General features: G+C 63.2%; 18 protein-coding genes. 3 read left to right on the top strand and 15 right to left on the bottom strand.

The features are described from left to right. Nucleotides 1-66: 66 nt before the first annotated feature. From AWB77_RS03280 to AWB77_RS03270, 3 genes are all read right to left on the bottom strand, one after another. Entirely contained in the window at nucleotides 67-960 is an 894-nt protein-coding gene (locus tag AWB77_RS03280; protein ID WP_061132915.1) for a glutamate/aspartate ABC transporter substrate-binding protein, read from the bottom strand. Nucleotides 961-1,234: 274 nt separating this feature from the next. Beyond that, nucleotides 1,235-2,548 carry a Glu/Leu/Phe/Val family dehydrogenase gene (locus AWB77_RS03275; protein WP_061132914.1) on the bottom strand — a complete coding sequence of 438 codons (1,314 nt, stop codon included), beginning with the start codon at nucleotides 2,546-2,548 and terminating at the stop codon, nucleotides 1,235-1,237. 108 nt (nucleotides 2,549-2,656) lie between these two features. Continuing rightward, nucleotides 2,657-3,628: a LysR family transcriptional regulator gene (locus tag AWB77_RS03270; protein ID WP_061132913.1), complete on the bottom strand. Its 972-nt coding sequence runs from the start codon at nucleotides 3,626-3,628 to the stop codon at nucleotides 2,657-2,659. Nucleotides 3,629-3,905: 277 nt separating this feature from the next. Between AWB77_RS03270 and AWB77_RS03265 the strand changes: the two genes are divergently transcribed. Then, nucleotides 3,906-5,294, top strand: coding sequence for an MFS transporter (locus AWB77_RS03265; RefSeq protein ID WP_061133151.1), 1,389 nt, complete (start codon nucleotides 3,906-3,908; stop codon nucleotides 5,292-5,294). Between the two features lie 9 nt (nucleotides 5,295-5,303). Here the strand turns inward: AWB77_RS03265 and AWB77_RS03260 are convergent, their stop codons facing one another. Both AWB77_RS03260 and AWB77_RS03255 read right to left on the bottom strand, forming a co-directional pair. Next, nucleotides 5,304-5,504 carry a Sec-independent protein translocase family protein gene (locus AWB77_RS03260; RefSeq protein ID WP_061133150.1) on the bottom strand — a complete coding sequence of 67 codons (201 nt, stop codon included), beginning with the start codon at nucleotides 5,502-5,504 and terminating at the stop codon, nucleotides 5,304-5,306. Nucleotides 5,505-5,677: 173 nt separating this feature from the next. Then, a complete protein-coding gene (locus AWB77_RS03255; RefSeq protein WP_061132912.1) occupies nucleotides 5,678-7,564 on the bottom strand; it encodes an ABCB family ABC transporter ATP-binding protein/permease in 1,887 nt (628 codons plus the stop codon). Nucleotides 7,565-7,797: 233 nt separating this feature from the next. On the opposite strand from AWB77_RS03255, the gene AWB77_RS03250 reads away from it, so the two are divergent. Beyond that, on the top strand, nucleotides 7,798-8,193 hold the full coding sequence (locus AWB77_RS03250) for an acyl-CoA thioesterase (protein WP_061132911.1): 396 nt from the start codon (nucleotides 7,798-7,800) through the stop codon (nucleotides 8,191-8,193). A 16-nt stretch (nucleotides 8,194-8,209) separates the two neighbouring features. Here AWB77_RS03250 and AWB77_RS03245 read toward each other — a convergent pair whose 3' ends face one another. Further along, nucleotides 8,210-11,311 (bottom strand): sensor domain-containing protein, encoded by a 3,102-nt coding sequence (locus AWB77_RS03245; protein WP_061132910.1) that lies wholly within the window; start codon nucleotides 11,309-11,311, stop codon nucleotides 8,210-8,212. 175 nt (nucleotides 11,312-11,486) lie between these two features. Further along, nucleotides 11,487-11,966 carry a nitrate reductase associated protein gene (locus tag AWB77_RS03240; RefSeq protein ID WP_061132909.1) on the bottom strand — a complete coding sequence of 160 codons (480 nt, stop codon included), beginning with the start codon at nucleotides 11,964-11,966 and terminating at the stop codon, nucleotides 11,487-11,489. 189 nt (nucleotides 11,967-12,155) lie between these two features. Here AWB77_RS03240 and fdhD point away from each other — a divergent pair, with 189 nt between their 5' ends. Next, the gene (fdhD, locus tag AWB77_RS03235; protein WP_061132908.1) at nucleotides 12,156-12,983 is read left to right on the top strand and encodes a formate dehydrogenase accessory sulfurtransferase FdhD; all 828 of its coding nucleotides are present in this window, start codon (nucleotides 12,156-12,158) and stop codon (nucleotides 12,981-12,983) included. Nucleotides 12,984-12,988: 5 nt separating this feature from the next. Here fdhD and AWB77_RS03230 read toward each other — a convergent pair whose 3' ends face one another. From AWB77_RS03230 to aspS, 8 genes are all read right to left on the bottom strand, one after another. Next, entirely contained in the window at nucleotides 12,989-13,753 is a 765-nt protein-coding gene (locus AWB77_RS03230) for an enoyl-CoA hydratase (RefSeq protein ID WP_061132907.1), read from the bottom strand. A 38-nt stretch (nucleotides 13,754-13,791) separates the two neighbouring features. Continuing rightward, nucleotides 13,792-14,991, bottom strand: a complete 1,200-nt coding sequence (locus AWB77_RS03225; RefSeq protein ID WP_061132906.1) for an acetyl-CoA C-acyltransferase — start codon at nucleotides 14,989-14,991, stop codon at nucleotides 13,792-13,794. 17 nt (nucleotides 14,992-15,008) lie between these two features. After that, complete coding sequence (locus AWB77_RS03220) at nucleotides 15,009-17,432, bottom strand: 3-hydroxyacyl-CoA dehydrogenase/enoyl-CoA hydratase family protein (RefSeq protein ID WP_074168833.1); 2,424 nt, start codon at nucleotides 17,430-17,432, stop codon at nucleotides 15,009-15,011. Nucleotides 17,433-18,153: 721 nt separating this feature from the next. After that, a complete protein-coding gene (locus AWB77_RS03215) occupies nucleotides 18,154-19,941 on the bottom strand; it encodes an acyl-CoA dehydrogenase C-terminal domain-containing protein (RefSeq protein ID WP_061132905.1) in 1,788 nt (595 codons plus the stop codon). 68 nt (nucleotides 19,942-20,009) lie between these two features. Then, a complete protein-coding gene (locus tag AWB77_RS03210) occupies nucleotides 20,010-20,684 on the bottom strand; it encodes a TetR/AcrR family transcriptional regulator (RefSeq protein ID WP_061132904.1) in 675 nt (224 codons plus the stop codon). A gap of 271 nt (nucleotides 20,685-20,955) precedes the next feature. Then, nucleotides 20,956-22,269 carry a phospholipase D-like domain-containing protein gene (locus AWB77_RS03205; protein WP_374728673.1) on the bottom strand — a complete coding sequence of 438 codons (1,314 nt, stop codon included), beginning with the start codon at nucleotides 22,267-22,269 and terminating at the stop codon, nucleotides 20,956-20,958. Then, nucleotides 22,269-22,745, bottom strand: a complete 477-nt coding sequence (gene nudB, locus AWB77_RS03200) for a dihydroneopterin triphosphate diphosphatase (RefSeq protein WP_061132902.1) — start codon at nucleotides 22,743-22,745, stop codon at nucleotides 22,269-22,271. Before nudB ends, AWB77_RS03205 begins: the two co-directional genes overlap by 1 nt. Nucleotides 22,746-22,861: 116 nt before the next feature. Then, nucleotides 22,862-24,664 carry an aspartate--tRNA ligase gene (aspS, locus tag AWB77_RS03195; RefSeq protein WP_061132901.1) on the bottom strand — a complete coding sequence of 601 codons (1,803 nt, stop codon included), beginning with the start codon at nucleotides 24,662-24,664 and terminating at the stop codon, nucleotides 22,862-22,864. Nucleotides 24,665-24,746: the final 82 nt, after the last annotated feature.

Raw genomic sequence — 24,746 nt, 5'->3', positions numbered from 1 at the left:
ACTCACTCCAAAAAGAAACGGAAGAAGCAAGCTCCTTCCGTTTCGTTCGTTCGAGACTCGAACCGGTTAGTCGATTGCCTTGTCATTCGGGCTCTTGTAGAGAGCCTTGATGTCATCACTTTCCGGGAAGTTGAGGTTCAAACCCTTCGGCGGGATCGGGCTTTCGAACCACTTCTTGTAGATCTTGTCGGCATCGCCCGACGTCTCGACCTTGGCGATCGCGTCGTCCACCACCTTCTTGAACTCGGGGTCGTTCTTGCGCATCATGCAGCCGTACGCTTCATGCGACTGCGGCGCGCCGACGATCACGAAATCGTTCGGGTTGTTCGACTTGGCGCGCTCGCCGGCGAGCAGTGCGTCGTCCATCATGAACGCGACCGCGCGGCCGGTCGACAGCGTCAGGAACGACTCGCCGTGATCCTTCGCGCTGATGATGTTCATGCCCATGTTCTTTTCCTGATTCATCTTGCGAAGCAGGCGCTCAGACGTCGTGCCGGCGGTCGTGACCACCGTCTTGCCCTTCAGGTCGGCCCAGTCCTTCACGCCCGAATCCTTCTTGGTCATGAGGCGCGTGCCGATCACGAAGATCGTGTTCGAGAAGGCGACTTGCTGCTGACGCTCGGCGTTGTTCGTGGTCGAGCCGCATTCGAGGTCGACGGTGCCGTTCTGCACGAGCGGAATACGGTTCTGCGACGTGACCGGCGTGAGCTTCACCTTCAGGTCGGGCACGTTCAGCTTCTGCTTCACCGCCTCGACGACCTTCAGCGCGAACTCATGCGAGTAGCCGACGACGTTCTGCTTGTCGTCATAGTAGGAAAACGGAATGGACGATTCGCGATGCCCCAGCGAGATCACGCCCGTGTCCTTGATCTTCTTCAGCGTGCCGGCGTCCTGAGCGTAAGCGCCGGTGGCGAGAAACCCGAGCGCGGCGACGAGCAGCGCAGCCTTTTTAACCTTCATGTGTTCGATCTCCTGTGGCGAAAAACCGGGGCAAGTTTAGCAGGGTAATTATTCTGAAAGAATGATTGTTAACCCACGACCGTCTTATTTCTGAGACGCCGTCGCCGCATGGGTGCAACCCGGTGCGACCGCGCATATTACTGGCGTTTCCGGGCGGATGCTTGACCGAATACAGCGAGTCCGCCGACTTGTAGTTTTCATGCAAATGCGGGCGGCATTCCGAGGAAATGCCGCCCGCGATTTTCATGGGGCGCTCGTCCGCCGCGCCGTTCGATCAGGGATACAGTCCGCGCATCTCGCGCGCCTGAAGAATCCGCGTACACGCGACGATGAACGCCGCCGTGCGCACCGATACCTTGTGCTCGCTCGCGACCTGCCACACGCCGGCGAATGCTTCGCGCATCACGCGCTCGAGACGCTGGTTGATTTCGTCCTCGGTCCAGAAGAAGCTGGAGAAGTCCTGCACCCACTCGAAGTACGACACGGTCACGCCACCCGCATTCGCGATCACGTCGGGAATCACGAGGATGCCCTTGTCGTTCAGGATGTCGTCGGCTGCGGTCGTCGTCGGGCCGTTCGCGCCTTCGACGACGATCTTCGTGCGGATCTTCGCCGCGTTCTTCTCCGTGATCTGGTTTTCCAGCGCGGCCGGAATCAGGATGTCGCTTTCGATCATCCAGAATTCGTCGGCCTGCACGGGGTCCGCGCCCGCGAAGCCGCCCACGCCGCCGTTCTTCGCGACGTGATCGAGCAATGCGACGGTGTCGATACCCTTCGAGTTATGGATCGTGCCGGTGTGATCCTGCACGGCGATGACCTTCGCGCCTGCTTCCTGGAACAGCTTGGCCGCGATGCCGCCGACGTTGCCGAAGCCCTGCACCGCGATGCGCGCGCCTTCGATCTCCACGCCGATGCGCCGCGCCGCTTCCGTGCCGGTGACGAACACGCCGCGCCCCGTCGCCTCCTTGCGGCCGAGCGAGCCGCCGAGCGAGATCGGCTTGCCGGTCACGACGCCCGTCGCCGTCTGGCCCTGGTTCATGGAGTAGGTGTCCATCATCCACGCCATGATCTGCTCGTTCGTGTTCACGTCCGGCGCGGGAATGTCCGTGTTCGGCCCGATGATGATGCCGATTTCGCTCGTATAACGACGCGTCACGCGCTCGAGTTCGCCGCGCGAGAGCGTGCGCGGATCGACGCGGATGCCGCCCTTCGCGCCGCCGTACGGCACGTTCACGGCCGCGTTTTTCACCGACATCCACGCGGACAGCGCCATGACCTCGGAAAGCGTCACGTCCTGGTGATAACGCACGCCGCCCTTGCCGGGGCCGCGCGACGTGTTGTGCTGCACGCGATAGCCTTCGAAGTGCGCGACGGTGCCGTTATCGAGTTCGATCGGGCAATCGACGACAAGAATGCGCTTTGGGCGCTTGAGGGTTTCGAGCCAACGGGAGAGCGAACCGAGATACGGTGCGACGCGATCGACCTGCTGCAGATAGTTTCCCCAGGGACCGAGATCATCGGCGTGGAGATACGACGGGATGGCGTGTTTTGCGTCCGGCGCTTGCACAGGTTGCTTCGAGGCAGACATTGATGCTCCAGCGGTGAAGGAATGCGGACATTGTCGAAAAACGCCGTTTCCAAATCCAATGCCGTTTCCTTATCCCATCATGCAAATCTTGCATAACGCCGCCGAGCTCTATGTGGCGGACTTCTCCGCCGATGCCTTCAGCAGTTCCTCGCCGACCGCGTCCCATAGCGAGCGCATCAGCGCCTGTCGCGGATCCTCGCCTTGCGACGCGAGCTTGTCGCGATAGAGGCGGATTTCCATCGTCAGCGTGAACTGGCCGGCGGGCGTGCCGCGCGTGCCGCGATCGAGCCGTAAGAGCCGCCCTTCGTCGACGGCATCCTCGACCGCGCTGTGCGGCAGGAACGCGACGCCGTGACCCGCGAGCGCCATCGCCTTGAGTCCTTCGGCCATGTCGGTTTCATAGACCTTGTCGAGATAGAGCCGCGCGGGCGCCGTCGCGATGATGACTTCCGTCATGCGCCCGAGATACGCATTCGGCGTGTACGACAGATAGGGCACGGGCGCTTCGGCCGTCGCGGGTAGCGTGAAGCGGGCGCGTCCGCCCTTGGTGACGGCGGAGAACGGGCTGATCGGTTCCGCGCCGAGCGTGAGCATGTCGTATCGCGCGGGATCGAGCGCGACCGGATGACTCGGATGGTGATAGCCCATCACGAGATCGACGCCGCCTTCGACGAGCGACAGCACCGCATCGTGCACATTGAGCGCGCGCAGCCGCGTGCGGATGCGTCCGAGCCGCGCCTCGATATGTTCGAGCCAGCGCGGAAAATACGTGAGCGAGAGCGTGTGCGGGACAGCGAATTCGATGGTCGCGGACGGCACGCCGCCCTGCCCGCGCAAGAGCGTGCGCGCTTCGTGGAACTGCGAGAGCATCGCGAGCGCTTGTTCGTAGAAGACGTTGCCGGCTTGCGTGAGGCGCGTCGGATACACCGACCGGTCGATGAGTTCCGTCCCGAGCCACGCTTCGAGCGCCTGGATGCGCCGCGAGAACGCGGGTTGCGTGATATGCCGCAGTTCAGCGGAGCGACTGAAGCTGCGCGTCTCCGCGAGCGACACGAAGTCTTCCAGCCATTTCAGTTCCATGCGTTTGTCCGGCGCGCGCGGCGCTTGTCGAGCGAAGAACGCATTCTAGCGGGCGCATGAACCGCGCGAAGGCGCGCCGCACCATTCCCATGCGGCTGCGCACGGGCGCGGTGCCCGCACGTTCGACGACATGAAACGGCAAGCACGCCCGGGCCCCCCGCCCACGCTCGCGTTGCGCGATGCATCGATTAAAGATGCATTCGATTGGCATGGTGCTTGCAAATTTCGGGGCCGTCGCGTGGCTCATCCGGGCGCACGCGTCTACACGGAACCCGCAATGTCCAATCTGATCGCATCGCTCAAGAGCGGCAACTGGCGCTCGCTCGTTGCCTGCTTCCTTTACTTCGATACGGGTTTCACCGTCTGGGTGCTCTATGGTCCGCTCGCGCCGTTCATCGGCCGCGACGTGACGATGTCCGCCGCGCAACAGGGCTTTCTCGTCGCGGTGCCGGTGCTGGCCGCGGCCATTCTGCGCGTGACGCTCGGCAACCTCTATCAATCGACCGACGGACGGCGCGTCGCGCTGATGGGCGTCGTGCTCTCGTCGATTCCGTCGATCGTGCTGCCGCTCATGCCCGGCGTGCCGTCATATGCGTCGCTGCTCGTGCTCGGCGTGTTCCTCGGCATGGGCGGGGCGAGCTTCGCCGTCGCGCTGCCGATGGCCGGCAGCAACTATCCGCCGAAGGTCCAGGGTCTCGTGCTCGGTCTTGCGGCGGCGGGCAACATCGGCGCAGTGCTCGACGGCTTCCTGTTCCCGCATCTCGCCGATGCGTTCGGCTGGCAGATGTCGACCGCCGCCGCGCTGCCCTTGCTCGCGATCACGGGCGTCGCGCTGTTCGCGTGGGCATCCGATGCCGGCCAGAAAACCGGCAGCACGACGCGCGCACTGTCGAGCTTCGCGGTGACGCTCGTGAGCCTGATCGTGCTCGTCCTCGCGGTGAGCGCGGGCGTGTTCGGCGGCGGCAAGGCGGGCGTGCTGCTTCTGCCGGTGATCGGCGCGCTCGTCGCGATCGCGGTTTTGCCGAAGCGCTATCGCTCGGTGCTCGGCGAACGCGATACGTGGGTCATCATGCTGATCTACAGCATCACGTTCGGCGGATTCGTCGGCATGTCGTCGTATGTGACGCTGTTGCTCACGTCGCTCTATCAGATGCCGAAGCTCGAAGCCGGTCTCTTCATGTCGCTGCTCGCGTTTCTCGGCGCGATCGTGCGGCCGTTCGGCGGCTATGTTGCCGATCGCGTGACCGGCGTGCGCGCGCTGCTCGTCTTGCTCGCGGTGATCGCCGCCGGCGATTTCGCGTTCGCGATCTGGATGCCGCCGGTCGCGGGCGGCCTCGCGATTCTGATCGGCCTGTATATCGCGTTCGGTCTCGGCAACGGCTCGACGTTCCAGCTCGTGCCGCATCGCTGGAAGGGGAAGACGGGATTGCTGTCGGGGATCGTGGGCGCGGCGGGCGGTATCGGCGGGTTCTATCTGCCGGTGATCATGGGCATCGCGAAGGAAAGCACCGGCAGCTATCAGATGGGCTTCGCGACCTTCGGCGTACTCGCGACGTGCGCGTTCGGCGCGCTGTTCGTGCTGCGCGGCCAGTGGCTGCAGTGGTCGTCGACGGCTTTGCAAGGGCATGACGGCGTCGCGATCGGCGGCGCGCATGCTATGGAGTGAGGCTTTTGGTTATGGCCGGCGGTCGTCGATCGCTGGCCAGCGCACAAAGGCGAAGGCCCAAAGCATTGCGAGGTTCAACAGAGGCACAAGTCCCGCCAGAATCCACCATCCCGAGTGCCCTGTTCGTTGAATGATTCGTACGTAGGGATAGATCGTAACAATTGCGATCAAGACGACAAGCAGCCAATAAAAGATGCTGAAACTTCCCATGCATTCCTCGACGAAGTTATTGTGGTCCAAGGCCGAATCCTGCAATGCAGATACTCCCTCGAATCACAATTGAATAGGTTATCTAATTAAATTAGGCGGGAGTATAGCAAGTCGATTTCGAGTTCGGCCTCGCGACCAAACTCGAAACCTCGCAAGCCACTACACTTTCGGAATTATCTCTCGTAGGCCCCCGCCGTATCCCGCTGATCCAACGTCGCCTCCTCCGCCCGCTGCTGCTGCAACGCCCACATCTGCGCGAACAGCCCGCCCGCGCGCACCAGTTCCGCGTGCGTGCCGCGCTCGACGATGCGCCCGTGATCCATCACGATGATCTGCTGCGCGTGGACGACCGTCGACAGCCGATGCGCGATGATCAGCGTCGTCCGCTCGCGCGCGATCGAATCGAGTTCGCGCTGAATGGCGCGCTCGGATTTCGAATCGAGCGCGGACGTCGCTTCGTCGAAGATCAGGATCGGCGGATTCTTCAGCAGCGTGCGCGCGATCGCGACGCGCTGCTTCTCCCCGCCCGACAGCTTCAATCCACGCTCGCCGACGGCCGTCTCATACCCCGCCGGCAACGCCTCGATGAACTCGTGGATATGCGCCGCGCGCGCCGCCGCGATCACTTCCTCGCGGCTCGCCGAAGGACGCCCATACGCGATGTTGTAGTAGATCGAATCGTTGAACAGCACGGTGTCCTGCGGCACGATGCCGATCGCCGCGCGCAGCGAATCCTGCGTGACGTCGCGGATGTCCTGTCCGTCGATACGAATGCTGCCGCCCTGCGCACGATCGACATCGTAAAAGCGAAAGAGCAGACGGCCGAGCGTCGATTTGCCCGAGCCGCTGTGTCCGACCACCGCCGTCGTCGTGCCTGCGGGAATCGTGAAATCGACGTCGTGCAGGATCGGCCGCGCCTTCTCGTAGGCGAAGCGCACGTTCTCGAAGCGCACTTCGCCGCCGCGCACGGCGAGCGCCTGCGCATTCGGCGCGTCGGGCACTTCGCGGCCCGCGCCGAGCAGCGTGAACATGCGGTCCATGTCGGTCAGCGCCTGCTTGAGCTCCCGATACACGACGCCCAGAAAATTCAGCGGGATATACAACTGCAGCATGAACGTGTTGATGAGCACGAGATCGCCTAGCGTGAGATGTCCGGCCATCACGCCCTGCGTCGCGCGCCACAGAATGAACACGAGCCCGAGACCGATGATGGTCTGCTGCCCGAAATTCAGCATCGACAGGGAACGCTGCGACTTGATCGCGGCCGCCCGATAACGCTTCAGATTCTCGTCGTAACGGCGCGTCTCCCATTCCTCGTTGCCGAAGTACTTCACGGTCTCGTAGTTGAGCAGCGAATCGATCGCGCGCGAGTTCGCCTTCGAATCGAGCTCGTTCATCGTGCGGCGGAAATGCGTGCGCCACTCGGTCACCTTCACCGTGAACACGATATACGTGACGAGCGCGACGAACGTGACGATCGCGTAATACGCCTCGTACTTCGTCACGAAGAACGCCAGCACGAGACCGACTTCGACGAGCGTCGGCAGAATGCTGTAGAGAGAATACGACACGAGTTGCTGGATGCCGCGCGTGCCGCGTTCGATATCGCGCGACATGCCGCCCGTCTGCCGCTCCAGATGAAAGCGCAGCGACAGCGAATGCAGATGCCGGAACACTTGCAGCGCGAGTTGCCGCACGGCGCTTTCCGTGACCTTCGCAAAGAGCAGTTCGCGCAGTTCGGTGAAGAGCGATGTCGAAAGCCGCACGGCCGCATACGCGATCACGAGCAGCCCGATGCCGCCGATCAGCACGACGCCCGGCGCATCGTTCGCGCGTCCGAGCGCGGTGAGATGCTGCACGGAAGCGAGTCCGTCGACGATGCGTTTCATCACGATCGGCACGCCGAGGTTCGCGACCTTCGCACCGATGAGACACGTCAGCGCGAACGCGACGCGCCATTTGTACGTGGTGAGATAAGGCAGCAGCGAGCGGATCGTCTGCCAGTCGTTGCGCGGGCCTTGCTGCGCTGGCCCGGGCTCTGCGTTCGGGAAGCGGCGCATGAGTTCGTATCGTTCGAGCGCGTCGCGCGCAGGGGTTCGCGCGCGGCGTGGGGCGTGTTTTTATCGGCGGCACGGGCGCACGTCGATGCGAATGCTTTCCCGTACAATTTGCTGCAAGGCCCGGCGCGGCGTCGCGCGCTAACGGGCTCATCCATAAATATGCATTGTCGCAGAAGGTTCAAGGGGACGCTCACGCGCGCCAGCCTTCCGCCTTGCAAACCGGACCGCCTTCCATGACCGAGCATTCCAGTCTTCCCGAAAAGCACGTCGCGCTGCGCGTCGTGCCGCAGCCTGCCGACGCCAACGTCCACGGCGACGTTTTCGGCGGATGGATCATGGCGCAGGTCGACATCGCCGGCTCCATTCCGGCAAGCCGCCGCGCGAACGGCCGCGTCGCGACCGTCGCGGTGAATTCGTTCCTGTTCAAGCATCCGGTGTTCGTCGGCGACCTGTTGAGCTTCTATGCGGACATCGTCAAGACGGGCAACACGTCCGTCACCGTGGCCGTCGAAGTCTGGGCGCAGCGCATGAGCCTCGCCGAAGAAGTCGTCAAGGTCACGGAAGCGACGCTCACCTACGTCGCGACCGACCGCGACCGCCGCCCGCGCGTGCTGCCGGTGATCGACTGACCGACCGATACGGCGATCAGTGGGGCAGCACGCCCCGCTGCAAAAGGCCGGGAATCGCCTCGTGCGGCATCGGGCGCGAGAACAGATAGCCCTGCATTTCGTCGCAATCGCGCTCGCGCAGGAAGTCATGCTGCGCATGCGTTTCGACGCCCTCCGCGATCACCTGCAACTCCAGCGAATGCGCGAGCGCGATGATCGCCGACGTGATGGTTTCGTCGTCGCTCGACTCGCCGATATCCGCGACGAACGATCGATCGATCTTCAGCCGATGCACCGGGAAGCGCTTCAGATACGAGAGGCTCGAATAGCCGGTGCCGAAGTCGTCGATCGCGATGCCGATGCCGAGCGCCGATAGCTCCGAGAGCATCGTGATCGCTTCCTCGGCGTTGCGCATGATCGCGCTTTCGGTGAGTTCGAGTTCGAGATAGCGCGGCGCGAGGCCCGTCTCTTCGAGCACGGACGTCACGAGCCGGGCGATGTCGCGCTGCTGGAAATGCCGCGCCGACAGATTCACCGACACGCGCGCCGGCGGCAGTCCCGCATCCTGCCACGCCTTGTTCTGCCGGCACGCTTCGCGCAGCACCCATTCGGACAACGGCCCGATCAGCCCGCTCTCTTCGGCCACCGGAATGAACGACGCCGGCGGCACGAGCCCTTGCTCGGGATCGAGCCAGCGCACGAGCGCCTCGATGCCGACGATATGGCGCGTCGTCATATCCACTTGTGGCTGATAGTGCAGCAGGAACTCGCCGTCGCGCAGCGCACGCCGCAAGCGCCGCTCGAGATTCATGCGCGCGCCGACGCTCGCGTTCATCTCCGGCTGAAAGAACTGATAGTTGTTGCGGCCCATGTCCTTCGCGCGGTACATCGCGAGATCGGCCTTCTTCATCACCGTTTCAGCGTCGTCGCCGTCTTGCGGATAGAGGCTCGCGCCCATGCTGCAGCCGACGTACAACTCGGTATCGTCGAGCCACACCGGTTCGGAGATCGCCGCGCGCGTGCGCTCCATCCACACGATCAATCCTGCTTCGTCGTGGATATCCGGCAGCACGACGACGAACTCGTCGCCGCCATGACGCGCGACCGTATCGCTCGAACGCGCCGAGCGCGCGAGCCGCTCCGCGATCACCGCGAGCAGACGATCGCCGACGCTGTGGCCGAGGCTGTCGTTGACGTTCTTGAAGCCGTCGAGATCCATGAACACGACCGCGATCTTCGTCTCGCGCCGCCGCGCCGTTTCGATCGCGTGCTGCAGGCGGTCCTTCAACAGATTGCGGTTCGGCAGGCGCGTGAGCGTGTCGTAGTTCGCCTGATATTCGAGCTCTTCCTGATAGCGCATCAGATCGGTCACGTCGTTGATGATGCCGATGTGATGCGTCGTCATGCCCTGCGCATTCGGCACCGGCGCGACGAAAAGCTGGTTCCAGAAAAGCGCGCCGTCCTTGCGATAGTTGCGCACCACGACGCTCGCCTCCATGTTCGCGGCGAGCGCGCGGCGGATCGACGTGAGCCCTTCCTGCTCGCCGTCCGGTCCGTGCAGGAAGCGGCAGTCCTGGCCGATGACTTCGCTCGGGTCGTAGCCCGTGATGCGCTTGAACGCCGGATTCGCATATTCGATCACGTTCGCACCATCGGCGACGCCGGTGATCAGAATCGCATTGACGCTCGCGTCGAGCGCGCGGCTTTGCAGGCGCAGCGCGAGTTCGGCGCGCTTCTGATTGGTGACGTCGTGATATGAACCGAGCACGCCGATCGTCTGCCCTTCGCCGTCGAGCAGCGGCAGCTTGCTGGAGACGATGGTGCGCAACTGGTCGCCCACCACGATGTCGCGCTCGTGGTGCATCTTCGGCACGGTCGTCACGATGACATCTTCGTCGTCGGCGCGCACGATCTCCGCGAGCGCGCTCCACGGCAGATCGAAATCCGTCTTGCCGATGACCTGCTCGTTGTACGCGAGGCCCGCGTCGCGCGCGAACGCGTTGTTGCAGCCCAGATAGCGCAGTTCGCGATCCTTCCAGAAGACGCGCTGCGGAATGTTGTCGATGACCGCTTCTAGCATCTCGTTCGAGCGCCGCGCCTCGGCTTCCGCGTGGATGCGGTCGGTCACGTCGTTCGCCAGCATGAAGATGCCCGGCCGGTTCGAATAGCTGAGCGAGTGATGCGACACGTCCGCGCCGACGATCGATCCGTCCTTGCAGCGATAGCGCCACACGCCCGCCGAACCCTGGCCCGGCTCGCCGCCTTCGCCGCTGCGCGCGAGCCGCGCGGCGAAGCTGTCGAAGTCGTCGGCGTGATGCAGATCGCGCAGCGTCATGTTCATGAACTCCGGCTCGTTGAAGCCGAAGTGCCCGATCGCGGCCTGATTCACGGCGACGAAGCGCATCGTTTCCCGATCGACGATCCACATCGGCACCGGATGCGCCTCGAACATGCCGCGAAAGCGCTCGTTGCTGCGTTGTCGCGCGCGCACGGCGCCGAGCTTTTCGCGCGATTGACGCTCGTGGCTCGCGAACAGCCAGATCAGCACGGCGCTGCCCGCGATCATCGTGAAGACGAGCAGCAGCATCGCGCCGCTCGATGCCTGCGCCGAGTGATCGAGCGCGATGATCGTCGCGTCGTCGATGCGCGCGCGCACGACCGACAGTTCTTCATCGACGGCTTGCTGATCTTCGCCGAGCGTGACGAACGCGATGTCTGCCCACGCGCGGGATGCGCCGGGCGCGGCGTGCTTTGCGCGCTCGAACGCGGCATTGGCGTCGCGGCGCATGACGGCGGCGCGGACCGCGAGCGCATCGAAGGCGCCTGCCGCGCCGGGCTCCATCGCGATCTGCGCGCGCAGGCCGCTTTCGAGCGCGTCGAGATGGGCCTCGCGCGCCTGATGGCCTGCGTCGGTTTCGGCGATGCCGGTCGCTTCGAACCGGCTCAGTTGCGTGAGCGATTCGCCGAGCGTGCCGCGCCAGGCGGCGAGATCGCGCAACAGGCTCATCGAGCGCAGCGTGCGCGCGTCGCTCTCGCGCAGCCCGCCGATCCGCTCGCAGGCGACGAACGCATTCGCGCCAAGCGCGGCCAGTACGACGGCGATGTTGACGAGCAGGCCTCTGGAGAGGAGTCGAGTCATGAGCGGCTGGCTTATCCCTTGATGCGCGCACATCGAAAGCAATGCGCGGCGCGGCAAAGCGCGCCACGCCCGATTAATGGATAACGCCAGATAACGGCACCGCTCGCCCTACATTTAGGGCTTGGACGCAAATAATCCGATCAAAGCGCGCGCATAACGTTTGCGCGCTTCCGGCCTACTCCGCGAGACCGAACTCTTTCATCGCGGGCAGGAAGTCGTGATTGACCTTGTCGGTGTTGCGCGAGAGTTTCGCGAGCGCATAGCGCTGGAAGCGATCGAGCTTTCCCCAGCGATCGAGACTCGGCGCGCTGACGCCGGACAGGCTGCTTTGCCGGATCACGGTTTCGGGCACGGCATCGGCGTGCATCCAGACCGGATCCGGGTCGCGTTCGATCGGTTCGGGTGCGGCATTGGCGTGCGTCTTCATCATCTCTTCGAGCGCGAGGTCGAAGTTTTTCTCGAGCCCCGCCTCTTCCTCGATCGGAAAACGGGCGAGCAGCGCGCGGTCTTCGTAAGGAAGCTGCTGCCACTGGTCGAGTGTGATGCGCAGGCCGAAACGGTCGAGATTGAAGCGCACGGCAAGCGGAATGAAGCGCAGATTGTCAGAGGATTCGACTTCGAATCCGAAGAGACGGGCGGCGTCGTAAAGTCCCATGGCGAAGCCTCGTTGGATTGAGCGGACGTGCGCGACGCGCATCGCCTGCTTAAGTTATTGTAGGGCCTTAGAACTGGCTGGAACCATTGCAATCTAGAGCTGTTCGCGGCGCGATGCGTGCGAACAGCAACGGTAGGCAGCAAGTCACATACCCGACTTTACTCGAAGTGCGGGCTTGGGAGCATTGAAGTGGAACAACTCGAAACCGACGATCAACCCGGCTTCGTCGAGCGCCAGGTGCGCCGGCATCGCAAGGGCGAGACTTCGATCGCCGCCGACGACGTGGGTCAGGAATGGCCCGTCGCGCTCGTGTACAACGGCATCTCGCACGCGGTCATGATGTGCACGCCGCGCGATCTCGAAGCGTTCGCGGTGGGCTTCTCGCTGACGGAAGGCATCGTCGGGCGCGGCAGCGACATCCACGACATCGAAGTGTTTTTCCGCGACGACGGCGCCGTCGTGCCGCATGCCGAAGTGCATCTGCAAGTCGTGCAGCAGGCGTTCGTGTCGCTGAAGGACAAGCGGCGCGCGCTCGCGGGGCGCACCGGATGCGGCGTGTGCGGCATCGAAAGCATCGAATTGCTCGATCTTCAGCCGGAGCGCGTGCCGGACACCGGCTTTCTCGCGCGCCTCGCACCCGATGCGATCGAGCGCGCCGCGCGCGAACTGCCCGCGCATCAGCAGTTGACGAAGCGCACGGGCGGCCTGCACGCCGCCGCATGGTGCGATGAAACCGGCGCCGTGCGTTATGCGTTCGAGGATGTCGGGCGGCATAACGCCCTCGACAAGCTCATCGGCCAGTTGATTCTGCGTCGCGAAGATACGACGCAAGGCTTCGTGTTCCTGTCGAGCCGCGCGAGCTATGAACTCGTGCGCAAGTCGGCGCGCGTCGGCGTGCCGATGGTCGCGACGATCTCCGCGCCGACGTCGCTCGCCATCGCGATCGCGAAGCAGGCGGGCCTGCGGCTCGTCAGCTTCGCGCGCGAAAACAGCTTCGTCGAATACGACGTCGAATAGCCGCTTTATTCGAACTGGCTGAAATCCGGCTTGCGCTTCTCGAAGAACGCCTGAAACGCCTCGCGCGCTTCGGGCGCAACGAGCATCCGCGCGAAATGCGCAGCCTCGTCTTCCATGCGTGCGCTCACTTCATGCGCGTGCGCACCCTTCATCAGCGACTTGGTCACGCGCAGCGACGACGCCGGCAGCATCGCGAGGCGCTTCGCCTTGTCGAACGCGTAGGCGTCGAGTTCGGCGGCATCGATCGCGCCGTTCACGAAGCCCATGCCGATCGCTTCGTTCACATCGAACGCTTCGCCCAGCAAGAGCTTTTCCGCCGCGCGTTGATAACCGGCCGTGCGCGGCAACAGCAGACTCGACGCCGCTTCCGGACACAAGCCGAGTTGCGAGAACGGCAGCGAGAACCTGGCGCTCGGGCTCGCGTAGACGATGTCGCAATGCAGGAGCATCGTCGTGCCGATGCCGACCGCCGTACCGCCGACCGCCGCGACGATCGGCTTCGGAAAGCCGCTCAGGCGCCGCAGGAACTGGAAGACGGGCGCGTCCGGTCCCTTCGGCGGATCGTTCAGGAAGTCGTCGAGATCGTTGCCTGCCGAGAACGTGGTGCCGATGGCGCGGATCAGCACGGCGCGCACCGTCGGGTCCATCTCGGCTTCGTAGAGGCCGTCGGCGATTTCCTGATACATCGCCGCGGTGATCGCGTTCTTCTTCTCCGGACGATTGAGCACGATGCTCAGCACGCCGTCCGCGCGTTCGATCTGAATCTCCATGCACTGTCTCCTTGTGCCGGTATCCTGGTCCGATACGGTCAAAGCCGCTCGATGATGCCCGCCGCGCCCATGCCGGTGCCGACGCACATCGTCACCATGCCGTACTTCAGGTTGCGGCGGCGCAGTCCGTGCACGACCGTCGACGCGCGGATCGCGCCCGTCGCGCCGAGCGGATGGCCAAGCGCGATCGCGCCGCCGAGCGGATTGACCTTCGACGTATCGAGCCCGAGATCGCCGATCACCGCGAGCGCCTGCGCCGCGAACGCTTCGTTCAGCTCGATCCAGTCGATGTCGTCCTGCTTGAGACCCGCCGCCTTCAGCGCGGCGGGAATCGCTTCCTTCGGCCCGATGCCCATGATTTCCGGCGGCACGCCGCGCACCGCGAAGCTCACGAAACGCGCGAGCGGCGTCAGGTTGAACTGCTTGAGCATCTTTTCCGACACGACGATCAGCGCGCCCGCGCCGTCCGATGTCTGCGAGCTGTTGCCCGCCGTCACCGAGCCCTTGTTCGCGAACACGGGACGCAGCTTCGCGAGCCCTTCCACCGATGTGCCTTCGCGCGGACCTTCGTCGAGCGCGATCTCGCGCGCGTTCACGCGCACTTCGCCCGATGCGAGGTCGGGGAAGCGTTCGTTGAGCGTGTAGGCCGCGATCTCATCGGCGAATTCGCCCGCTTGCTGCGCGGCCAATGCCTTGCGATGCGACTCCGCCGCGAACGCGTCCTGTGCCTCGCGGCTCACCTTCCAGCGCTCCGCGACGCGCTCCGCCGTCAGACCCATGCCGTACGCGATGCCGACGTCTTCGTTGCGATCGAAAATATGCGGCGACAGCGACGGCTTGTTGCCCATCATCGGCACCATGCTCATCGATTCGCAGCCGCCCGCGATCATCGCATCGGCTTCACCGACGCGGATGCGGTCCGCCGCCATCGCGAGCGCCGTCAGTCCCGATGCGCAGAAGCGGTTGACCGTCACGCCGCCGACCGTGTTCGGCAGTCCCGCGAGCAATGCGCCCATGCGCGCGACGTTGAGGCCTTGCTCGGCTTCCGGAATCGCGCAGCCGACGATGGCGTCTTCGATTACGCTCGTATCGAGCCCCGGCACTTGCGCGACCGCCGACCTGATCGCGTGGACCAGCAGTTCGTCCGGGCGCGTGTTCTTGAACACGCCGCGCGGCGCCTTGCCGATCGGCGTGCGGCTCGCGGCGACGATGTATGCGTCTTGAAGTTGTTTGCTCATCTTTGAAGAAGCTCCGCTTAGTTACGCACCGGCTTGCCGGTCTGCAACATGCCCATGATTCGCTCTTGCGTCTTTTGCGTGCCGAGCAGGTCGACGAACGCGCGGCGCTCCAGCGCCAGCAGCCATTCTTCGTCGACGAGACTGCCCGCTTCGACATCGCCGCCGCACACCGCTTCCGCGATACGGCTCGCGATCAGGAAATCGTGATCGCTGATAAAGCGCCCGTCGCGCATGTTGACGAGCGACGCCTTGATCGTCGAGATTGCCGAGCGGCCCGCGACCGGCACCTGCTTCACGCGCAACGGCGGACGATATCCCGATGCGCTCAATGCGCGCGCTTCCTTCTTCGCGATGTCGAGCAGTTCGTGCACGTTGAAGACGATCGTGTCGGACGGCTTTAGATAGCCCATCGCGCGGGCATCGAACGCGGACGACGATACTTTCGCCATCGCCGCGTTCTCGAACGGCTTCTGCAGGAACTTGAGCAGATCGCTTGTCGCGTTGACGGCGGCAGCCGCTTCCGCCGCGCGCAACGCCGCTTCCTTCAGGCCGCCGCCCGCCGGCACCAGACCGACGCCCACTTCGACGAGACCGATATAACTCTCGACATGCGCGACGCGTTTCGCCGACTGCAACAGCAGCTCGCACCCGCCCCCGAGCGCGATGCCCGACACCGCGGACACGACCGGCACGTTCGCGTACTTCACGCGCAGCATGCCTTGCTGGAACTTCTTCACGAACGGCTCGATGCCTTTCGCGCCGCCCATCATGAACGCGGGCATGGCTTCTTCGAGATTCGCGCCTGCGGAGAACGGGCCGCCGGGTGCGCCGAGTTGCAGCGAAGTCGGCTGCCAGATCACGACGCCCGCGTAGCTTTCCTTTTCCGCGAGTTCGATCGCTTGCGTGAGACCGTCGATGACGCCCGGGCCGATCGTGTTCATCTTCGTCTTGAACGAGACGATGACCACATCGCCCTGATCGTCGTCCAGCCACGCGCGCACGTTCTCGGTTTCGAAGAGCGTCTTGCCGTAGGTCTTCGGATCGGCGCCCGTTTCGCCGACGAGCGGCGCGCGGAACACCTGCTTCTGGTACACGGGCAGCGTCGAGCGCGGCTCGAAGCGGCGCGCGGAAGGCGACCACGAACCTTCGTCCGTGTGCACGCCGTTCTTTTCGGCGACCGGACCGTCGAGCACCCACGCGGGCAGCGGCGCCTTCGAAAGCGCGCGGCCTGCGTCGATATCTTCCTGCACCCACTTCGCGATCTGCTGCCAGCCCGCGGACTGCCAGCTTTCGAACGGCCCTTGGTTCCAGCCGAAGCCCCAGCGGATCGCCAGATCGACATCGCGGGCGTTATCGGCGATCGATTCGAGATGCACCGCGATGTAATGGAACACGTCGCGGAAGATGGCCCAGAGGAACTGCGCCTGCTTGTTGTCGGTTTCGCGCAGCAGCTTGAAGCGCTCGGCGGGCGGACGCTTCAGAATGCGGCCGATGAGTTCATCGGCTTTCGCGCCGCCATCGACATAGGAAGCGGTTTTCGGGTCGAGAACCTTGATCGCCTTTCCTTCCTTGCGATAGAAACCCGCGCCTGTCTTCTGGCCGAGCGCGCCGTTTTTCACGAGCGCCTCGAGCACGGGCGGCGTCTTGTAGACGTCGAAGAACGGATCGTCGCGCAGGTTGTCCTGCATCGTCTTGATGACGTGCGCCATCGTGTCGAGACCGACGACGTCGGCGGTGCGGAAGGTCGCCGACTTCGCGCGGCCGAGACGCGAGCCGGTGAGGTCGTCGACTTCGTCGAAACGCAGGCCGAACTTTTCGGCTTCGGCGATGACGGCGAGGATCGAGAACACGCCGACGCGATTCGCGATGAAGTTGGGCGTGTCTTTCGCGCGCACGACGCCCTTGCCGATCACGCTCGTGAGGAACGTCTCGAGCCGATCGAGGATTTCCGGATTCGTCGATGCGGTCGGGATCAATTCGACCAGATGCATGTAGCGCGGCGGATTGAAGAAGTGCACGCCGCAGAAGCGCGATTTCAGTTCATCGGAGAAGCCGTTCGACAGTTCGGTGATCGAGAGACCGGACGTGTTGCTTGCGAAGATCGCGTGCGGCGCGATGTGCGGCGAGACCTTCTTGTAGAGATCGTGCTTCCAGTCCATGCGCTCGGCGATGGCTTCGATCACGAGATCGCACTCTTCGAGCTTCCCGATGTCGTCGTCGTAATTCGCGGGCTCGATGTACTGGGCGTCGTCCTTGACGCCGAGAGGCGCGGGCGAGAGCTTCTTCAGATTGTCGATGGCCTTCAGCGCGATGCCGTTCTTCGGGCCTTCCTTTGCCGGAAGGTCGAAGAGCATTACCGGGACGCGAGCGTTGATCAGATGGGCAGCGATCTGCGCGCCCATCACGCCCGCGCCGAGTACGGCGACTTTTTTGATGTTCACGGTGGGGTCACTCCGGGGTTCGTGAATGATTGGGGTTTTTTCGGTGCTTTTGCTGTGCTTCGCTCGGTTCGTTCCCTTCGTTCCGTCGTGAAGTCCTGATTTCGTGTCGGTCTATTTGCGCTGCCCCTGTGCGGGGCGGCAGTCACTTTCTTTGCTGCTGCAAAGAAAGTAACCAAAGAAAGCAGCTCTCGATACGCCCGCGGTCACACGCACGTTGGGTAGTCCTCTCGTTGCAGATGGCACTCGCCTAAAAAGTGCCCTCATCACAATCACCCGGCTTGGCTCGCGCACGGTCTGCCACATCGCACGACACAACAGACTGGTTCAGCACCAAATAGCTCCGGCCCGCTGCGCGGCCGAGGGGTAGTGAGGTGCACGAGCGCACGCGCTCCGTTGGTTTCCCTCGCAGACCCCACGGCAGCGCGTAGCGCTGTGCCGAAACCATTTCGTGCTGAACCAACGCGCGAGACAGACTAGCTAGTCAGACCGTGCGCGATCCAAGCCCGGCTGGTCCTACGAGGGCACTCTTTAGGCGAGTGCCACCAAGGACGAGAGGACTACTCAAACTGCGTGTGACTGCGGGCCTGAGAAGCTGCTTTCTTTGGTTACTTTCTTTGCAGCAGCAAAGAAAGTGACTGCCGCCCCGCACAGGGGCAGTGCTAATAGACCGACACGAAACCGGGATCACCCAAACGCGAAAGCGAAAGCAAAAGCAAAAACATCAAAACAAAGCTTCGTCGTAATCCATCATGGGCTTGGCTCCTGCCCGAGCAGCACGAATAGTGGAAGCAGTCTCAGGCAGCAGCTTGGCGAAATAGAACCGCGCGGTGGCGAGCTTCGCCTGATAAAACGCGTCCCCGCCCGGAGCACGATCCAAAGCCACCCGCGCCATCCGGGCCCAGAAATAAGAAAACACAAGATGCCCCACAGTCCGCAAGTAAGGCACAGCGGCAGCGCCGACTTCATCGGGATTCTGCATGGCCTTCATGCCGATCTCCATCGTGAGCTTCTGCACCTTCTCGCCGATATCCGCGAGCGGATTGATGAACTCCTGCATCTCCGGCTTCACGCCCTCCTGCTCGACGAAATCGGCAACCAGCTTGCCAAATCGCTTCAGCTTCGCGCCCATGTCGCCGAGAATCTTGCGGCCCAGCAGATCGAGCGCCTGAATCGAATTCGTGCCTTCGTAGATCATGTTGATGCGCGCATCGCGGACGTATTGCTCCATGCCCCATTCAGAGATGAAGCCGTGCCCGCCGTAAATCTGCATCGCCATGTTCGTGCCTTCGAACGCGTTGTCCGTCAGGAAGGCCTTGATGACCGGCGTCAACAGCGCGACGAAATCGGCGGCTTCCGCGCGCACGGCTTCATCCGCGTGCGACAGCTCCTTGTCGATATTCAACGCCGCCCAGTACGTGAACGCGCGGCCCGCCTCTGCATACGCCTTTTGCGTGAGCAGCATGCGACGCACATCCGGATGCACGATGATCGGATCAGCCGCCTTCTCGGGCGCCTTCGGACCGGTGAGCGAGCGCATCTGCAAACGCTCTTTCGCATACACGAGCGAATTCTGATACGCGACTTCGGTCAGCCCGAGACCCTGCATCCCGACGCCCAGGCGCGCGGCATTCATCATCACGAACATCGCGTTCAAGCCCTTGTTCGACTCGCCGACGAGCCAGCCCTTCGCACCGTCGAGATTCATCACGCAGGTCGCGTTGCCGTGAATGCCCATCTTGTGCTCGATCGAGCCGCACTTGATGTCGTTGCGCGCACCGATCGCGCCATTCGCGTCCGGCACGAACTTCGGCACGATGAAAAGCGAAATGCCCTTGGTCCCCATCGGCGCGCCCGGCAAACGTGCGAGCACCAGATGAACGATGTTCTCGGCCATGTCGTGCTCGCCGCTCGAAATAAAAATCTTCGTGCCGGTGAGCGCATAAGCGCCATCGGGATTCGGTTCGGCCTTCGTGCGCAGAATGCCCAGATCCGTTCCGCAATGCGGTTCCGTCAGGCACATCGTGCCGGTCCACTCCCCCGAGACGAGCTTCGATAGATACGTCGACTTCTGCTCCGGCGTGCCATGTGCGTGCAGGCATTCATACGCGCCGTGCGACAAGCCCGGATACATCGTCCAGGCCTGATTCGCCGAGTTGAGCATTTCGTAGAGCGCGTTGTTCACGAACGCGGGCAAGCCCTGGCCGCCGTACTCGGGATCGCAGCCGAGCGCGGGCCAGCCCGCATCGATGTACTGACGGTAAGCGTCCTTGAAGCCGGCGGGCGTCTTCACGACACCGTCGCCCTCGTACGTGCAGCCTTCGCGGTCGCCGCTCTGGTTGAGCGGAAACACGACTTCGGAGCAGAACTTGCCGGCTTCCTCGAGCACCTGATTGATGGTCTCGGCGTCGAGGTCGGCATGCTTCGGCATGCTCTTCAATTCGGCTTCCACGTTCAGCACTTCGTGCAGCACGAACTGCATGTCGCGAAGGGGGGCGGCGTACTGTCCCATGAGTCTCTCCAGTGTTCTCAAGCTTCTGGTTGCGCGCCGCCGAACCCTCGTCGATTCGAACGGCGCCGCTAACGGCTGTCGGTTTGTTGCGATGTCAGATTCGTGGTCGCAGGCGGTGCCGGTTGCGTGACGCTTCCATTGGCGCCCGCAGCCGGCGTCTGATACGACTGAATCGTCTTTTCCAGCGCGTCCCGCGTCAGTTGCACCGCTTCCGGAAGATGCAGGAAGCGCGCGTCGTGATGCAGGCCGAGCGTGAAGCTGTACAGCTCGAACAGCATCAGATGCGGATCGGTCTCCGGCTTCAGATGCCCTTCGTCCTTCGACTGGCGGATCGCGCGCAACAGCGCCTCGCGCCACATGCCCACGCTATGCACGAGCTGCTCGCGCACGGCGCTCGCGGCGCGGTCGTCGTACTCCACCGCTCCGCTGATATAGATACAGCCCGTGGTCACTTCCTGGATGCGCTTCTCCATCCAGCGATTCATCATCGCGCGCAATCGCGGCAGGCCGCGCGCCTCGCGCAGGCTCGGAAAGAACACTTCGTCCTCGAAGCGTCTGTGGTACTCGCGCACCACCTCCACCTGCAAATCCTCGCGCGACCCGAAATGCGCAAACACACCGCTCTTGCTCATCTGCATCCGCTCGGCCAGCAGGCCGATCGTCAGCCCTTCCAGCCCGTCCCGACTTGCCAACTCCAGCGCTGCGTCGAGAATCGCGGCCCGCGTCTGTTCGCCTTTTCGCATGATGTCCCTACCGTTCTTATGTGACCCGTAAAATCGAACGGCCGTTCTATTATTGTGGCCGAACGCTGGTGTTACAAGCAAATTTTTAGATACGCGTTTCTAAAACGCCAGGACATGTCCATAGGATAAGTCTCAACATTGTCCGCGTTCATTGTCGCGTTTTATGTACAGACTGCCTGTAAGTGACTGCCCGAGTTCCCGATGATTGGGAATTCTTAGTTGAGAATGCTTGCCGACACGTATTTTTACGCAATCCCTGCGAGCTGGCAGGTTAATCGTACTGCCCAATGGTGATCATTTTCATCATCACGCGGTAGGTGTTGTAGGCGAGCCAATTAAGCGCGCGCTCGGTAACCGGACGCGACGCATAATGTTTTTCATCGATCGGGCGGCCTTCGTCAAACGCCTGAAGAATGGCGTCGTGCAGACCGGCAATTTCATGATGATTGACGAGCACCATGTTGGCCTCGTTGTTGAGCACGAGTGAGAGTGCATCGAGATTCGATGAGCCGATCGTCGCCCAGTCCGCATCGACGACGGCGACCTTGCCGTGAAGCATCGTCTTCTCGTACTCGGCGATCCTCACACCATGCTTCAGCAGATTGCCGTAGAGGAACGGCGTCGCGTAATCCAACGCTACGAATTCCTTACGACCGATCACGAGCGACACACGCACGCCACGCTCCGCTGCGTTGACGAGCGCGCGCCGCAGCTTGCGTCCCGGCATGAAGTACGGATTTGCGAGCAGTACTTCTCTCTCGGCGTGAGCGATCGCCCGGAGATACGCCTTCTCGATCGCGCGCCGGTTGAGCAGGTTGTCGCGCGCGACGAACGCGATGCACGGCTGATCGACCGCGTGAATCTCGCCCAGACGTGCGCGCCGCCGTGCCAGCATGGCGCGGCGCGCGTTCCATCGGCTCGACGCGCGCTCGCCTTCGTGCGCTTGTTGCGATTGCTGCGCTTCCTGCGTTTCGCAACCCGGCTGCGACGGCTGACGCGGCTTCACGCCGAGCCGGATGCGCTGCCATTGCAGATCGAACGCTTCGCGCACGTCCTTGACGACGGGGCCTTGCGCCTCCATCGCGAAATCCCAGCGCGGGCGTTCGAGCCGCGTGCCGTTCTGGTCGTAGTCGTCGACGATATTGATGCCGCCGCAGAACGCATACGTCTCGTCGATCAGCGCGAGCTTGCGATGCGTGCGCGAGAAGCCGAGCGGCCCGAACAGCAGATGCGGGTTATAGATGCGATGCTCGACGCCGCGCTCCTGCCATAGCTTGAACATCGGCAAATTGCTTTCGGTGCCGATGCCATCTGTGATCACGCGGACCTCGATGCCGCGTTCGGCGGCGCGCACGAGCGCATCGGAGACGGCGCGGCCGATGTCGTCGTTGGCGAAGATGTAGGTTTCGAGCGACACCGACGACCGCGCGTTATCGATCCGCTCGATCAGCGCCGGGAAGAACTGCACGCCGCCTTTGAAGATGCGGACGTGATTGCCGGTCGTGAAGCAGAGGCGCGGCGGCCGGCGGCCCGAAAAAAGCGCCTGTCGCAGCCGCTTGAAACTGCGCCGCGGACGCAGTCCGATCATCGGCTATGCGCCGCGAGGCGCTCGGGCAGTTGCAGGATCGCTTCCCGGTTCGACCACGAGAAGCATCGATCCGCCGCTTCGCGAAACGGCAGCCAGAGATGCGCGGTGTGTTCGCGCGGCGCGAGCGTCACTTCGAGACAATGCGGCACGAGCAGGCTGAACTGATGTTCGGTGTTGCGCGTAATGCCTTCCGCGTAGCGATGCCGCCACTGCGGATAGATCTCGTACTGGATGCTGTGATGCCAGTCGAGCAGCGCGTTCTCCGGCACGAGCGCGCTGCCGATCACGATGCCCGTTTCTTCCTGCACCTCGCGCGCAGCGGTTTCGGCGAACGGCTCGTCGATATGATCCTTCGATCCCGTCACCGACTGCCAGAAGCCCTTGTGATCCGCGCGTTCGATGATGAGCACGTCGAGCTCGGGCGTGTGAATGACGACCAGCACGGATTCGGGAATTTTCGGCGGCTTGAGCATGAGTAGTGAACGCGCGTTTCTTTATCTGTTTATCCGAAAGACTGTAACGCAAAAAACGAAAAAGGCGCACCCGGCGCCTTTTTCATCACTACGACAACAAATTGTGCTGAGGATGCTTACTGCGCCTTCTGTTCCGGCTGACGCAGACGGATGTGCAGTTCGCGCAACTGGCGCTCGTCCACTTCGCTCGGCGCCTGCGTGAGCAAGTCCTGCGCGCGCTGCGTCTTCGGGAAGGCGATGGTGTCGCGGATCGAATCGGCGCCCGACATCAGCGTGACGATACGGTCCAGACCGAACGCGATGCCGCCGTGCGGCGGCGCGCCGTACTGCAACGCGTCGAGCAGAAAGCCGAACTTCAGACGCGCTTCCTCGGCGCCGATCTTCAGCGCGCGGAACACCTTGCTCTGCACGTCTTCCTGGAAGATACGCACCGAACCGCCGCCGATTTCCCAGCCGTTCAGCACCATGTCGTATGCCTTGGCGAGGCAGCGGCCCGGATCGGTTTCGAGGTATTCGAGATGCTCGTCCTTCGGGCTCGTGAACGGGTGATGCGCGGCCACGAAACGGTTCTCTTCCTCGTCGTACTCGAACATCGGGAAGTCGATGACCCACAGCGGCTTCCAGCCGGTTTCGAGCAGGCCGTTCGCCTTGCCGAATTCCGAATGGCCGATCTTCAGGCGCAGCGCGCCGAGGCTGTCGTTCACGACCTTCGCGCGATCCGCCGCGAAGAAGATGATGTCGCCGTCTTCCGCCGCCGTGCGCTCCATGATCGCCGCGAGCGCCGCGTCATGCAGGTTCTTGACGATCGGGCTTTGCAGACCGTCGCGGCCACGGGTCTTGTCGTTGACCTTGATCCACGCGAGACCCTTCGCGCCGTAGATACGCACGAATTCCGTGTAACCGTCGATATCACCGCGCGACAGCTCGCCGCCCTTCGGCACGCGCAGCGCCGCGACACGGCCGTCCTTCGAGTTCGCCGGCATCGAGAACACCTTGAAGTCGACGTCCTTCACGGCGTCCGTCAGGTCGGCGAATTCGAGCTTCACGCGCAGGTCGGGCTTGTCCGAACCGAAACGGCGCATCGCTTCCGAATACAGCATGACCGGGAATTTCGCGGGCAGCTCGACGTCCATCGTCTCCTTGAAGACGTGCTGGATCATCGCTTCGAACAGATCGCGGATTTCCTGCTCCGTCAGGAACGAGGTTTCGCAGTCGATCTGCGTGAATTCCGGCTGGCGGTCGGCGCGCAGGTCTTCGTCGCGGAAGCACTTGGTGATCTGGTAGTAACGGTCGAAGTTCGCGACCATCAGCAATTGCTTGAACAACTGCGGCGACTGCGGCAGCGCGAAGAACTGGCCCGCGTTCACGCGCGACGGCACGAGGTAATCGCGCGCGCCTTCCGGCGTGCTCTTCGTCAGCATCGGCGTTTCGATGTCGATGAAGCCTTGCGCGTCGAGATACTTGCGCACTTCCATCGCGACGCGATAGCGCAGGCGCAGATTCTTCTGCATCTGCGGACGGCGCAGGTCCAGAACGCGATGCGTGAGGCGCGTGGTTTCCGACAGGTTGTCGTCGTCGAGCTGGAACGGCGGCGTCACCGACGCGTTCAGCACCACGAGCTCGTGGCACAGCACTTCGATCTTGCCGCTCGTGAGGTTCGTGTTGACCGTGCCTTCCGGACGATTGCGCACGACGCCCACGACCCGCACGCAGAACTCGTTGCGCACGCCTTCGGCGATCTTGAACATTTCGGCGCGGTCGGGGTCGCAGACGACCTGAACGAGGCCTTCGCGATCGCGCAGGTCGATGAAGATAACGCCGCCGTGATCGCGGCGGCGATGCACCCAGCCGCACAGCGAAACGGTTTCGCCCAGACGGGCCTCGGTCACCAGACCGCAGTATTCAGATCGCATCGACATGATGTTGTGTCTTTCGTTGTTCGTTAATCAACGGCTCGCGCGTCGGGTCAGGCTCTCGTTCGGCTGACTCACGGTGTGCGCG

Origin of the sequence: Caballeronia fortuita (assembly GCF_001544835.2) — a bacterium.
Taxonomy (GTDB): domain Bacteria; phylum Pseudomonadota; class Gammaproteobacteria; order Burkholderiales; family Burkholderiaceae; genus Caballeronia; species Caballeronia fortuita.
Note: the sequence above shows the minus strand (reverse complement) of the source record. Positions and strands in the feature narration are given on the sequence as shown.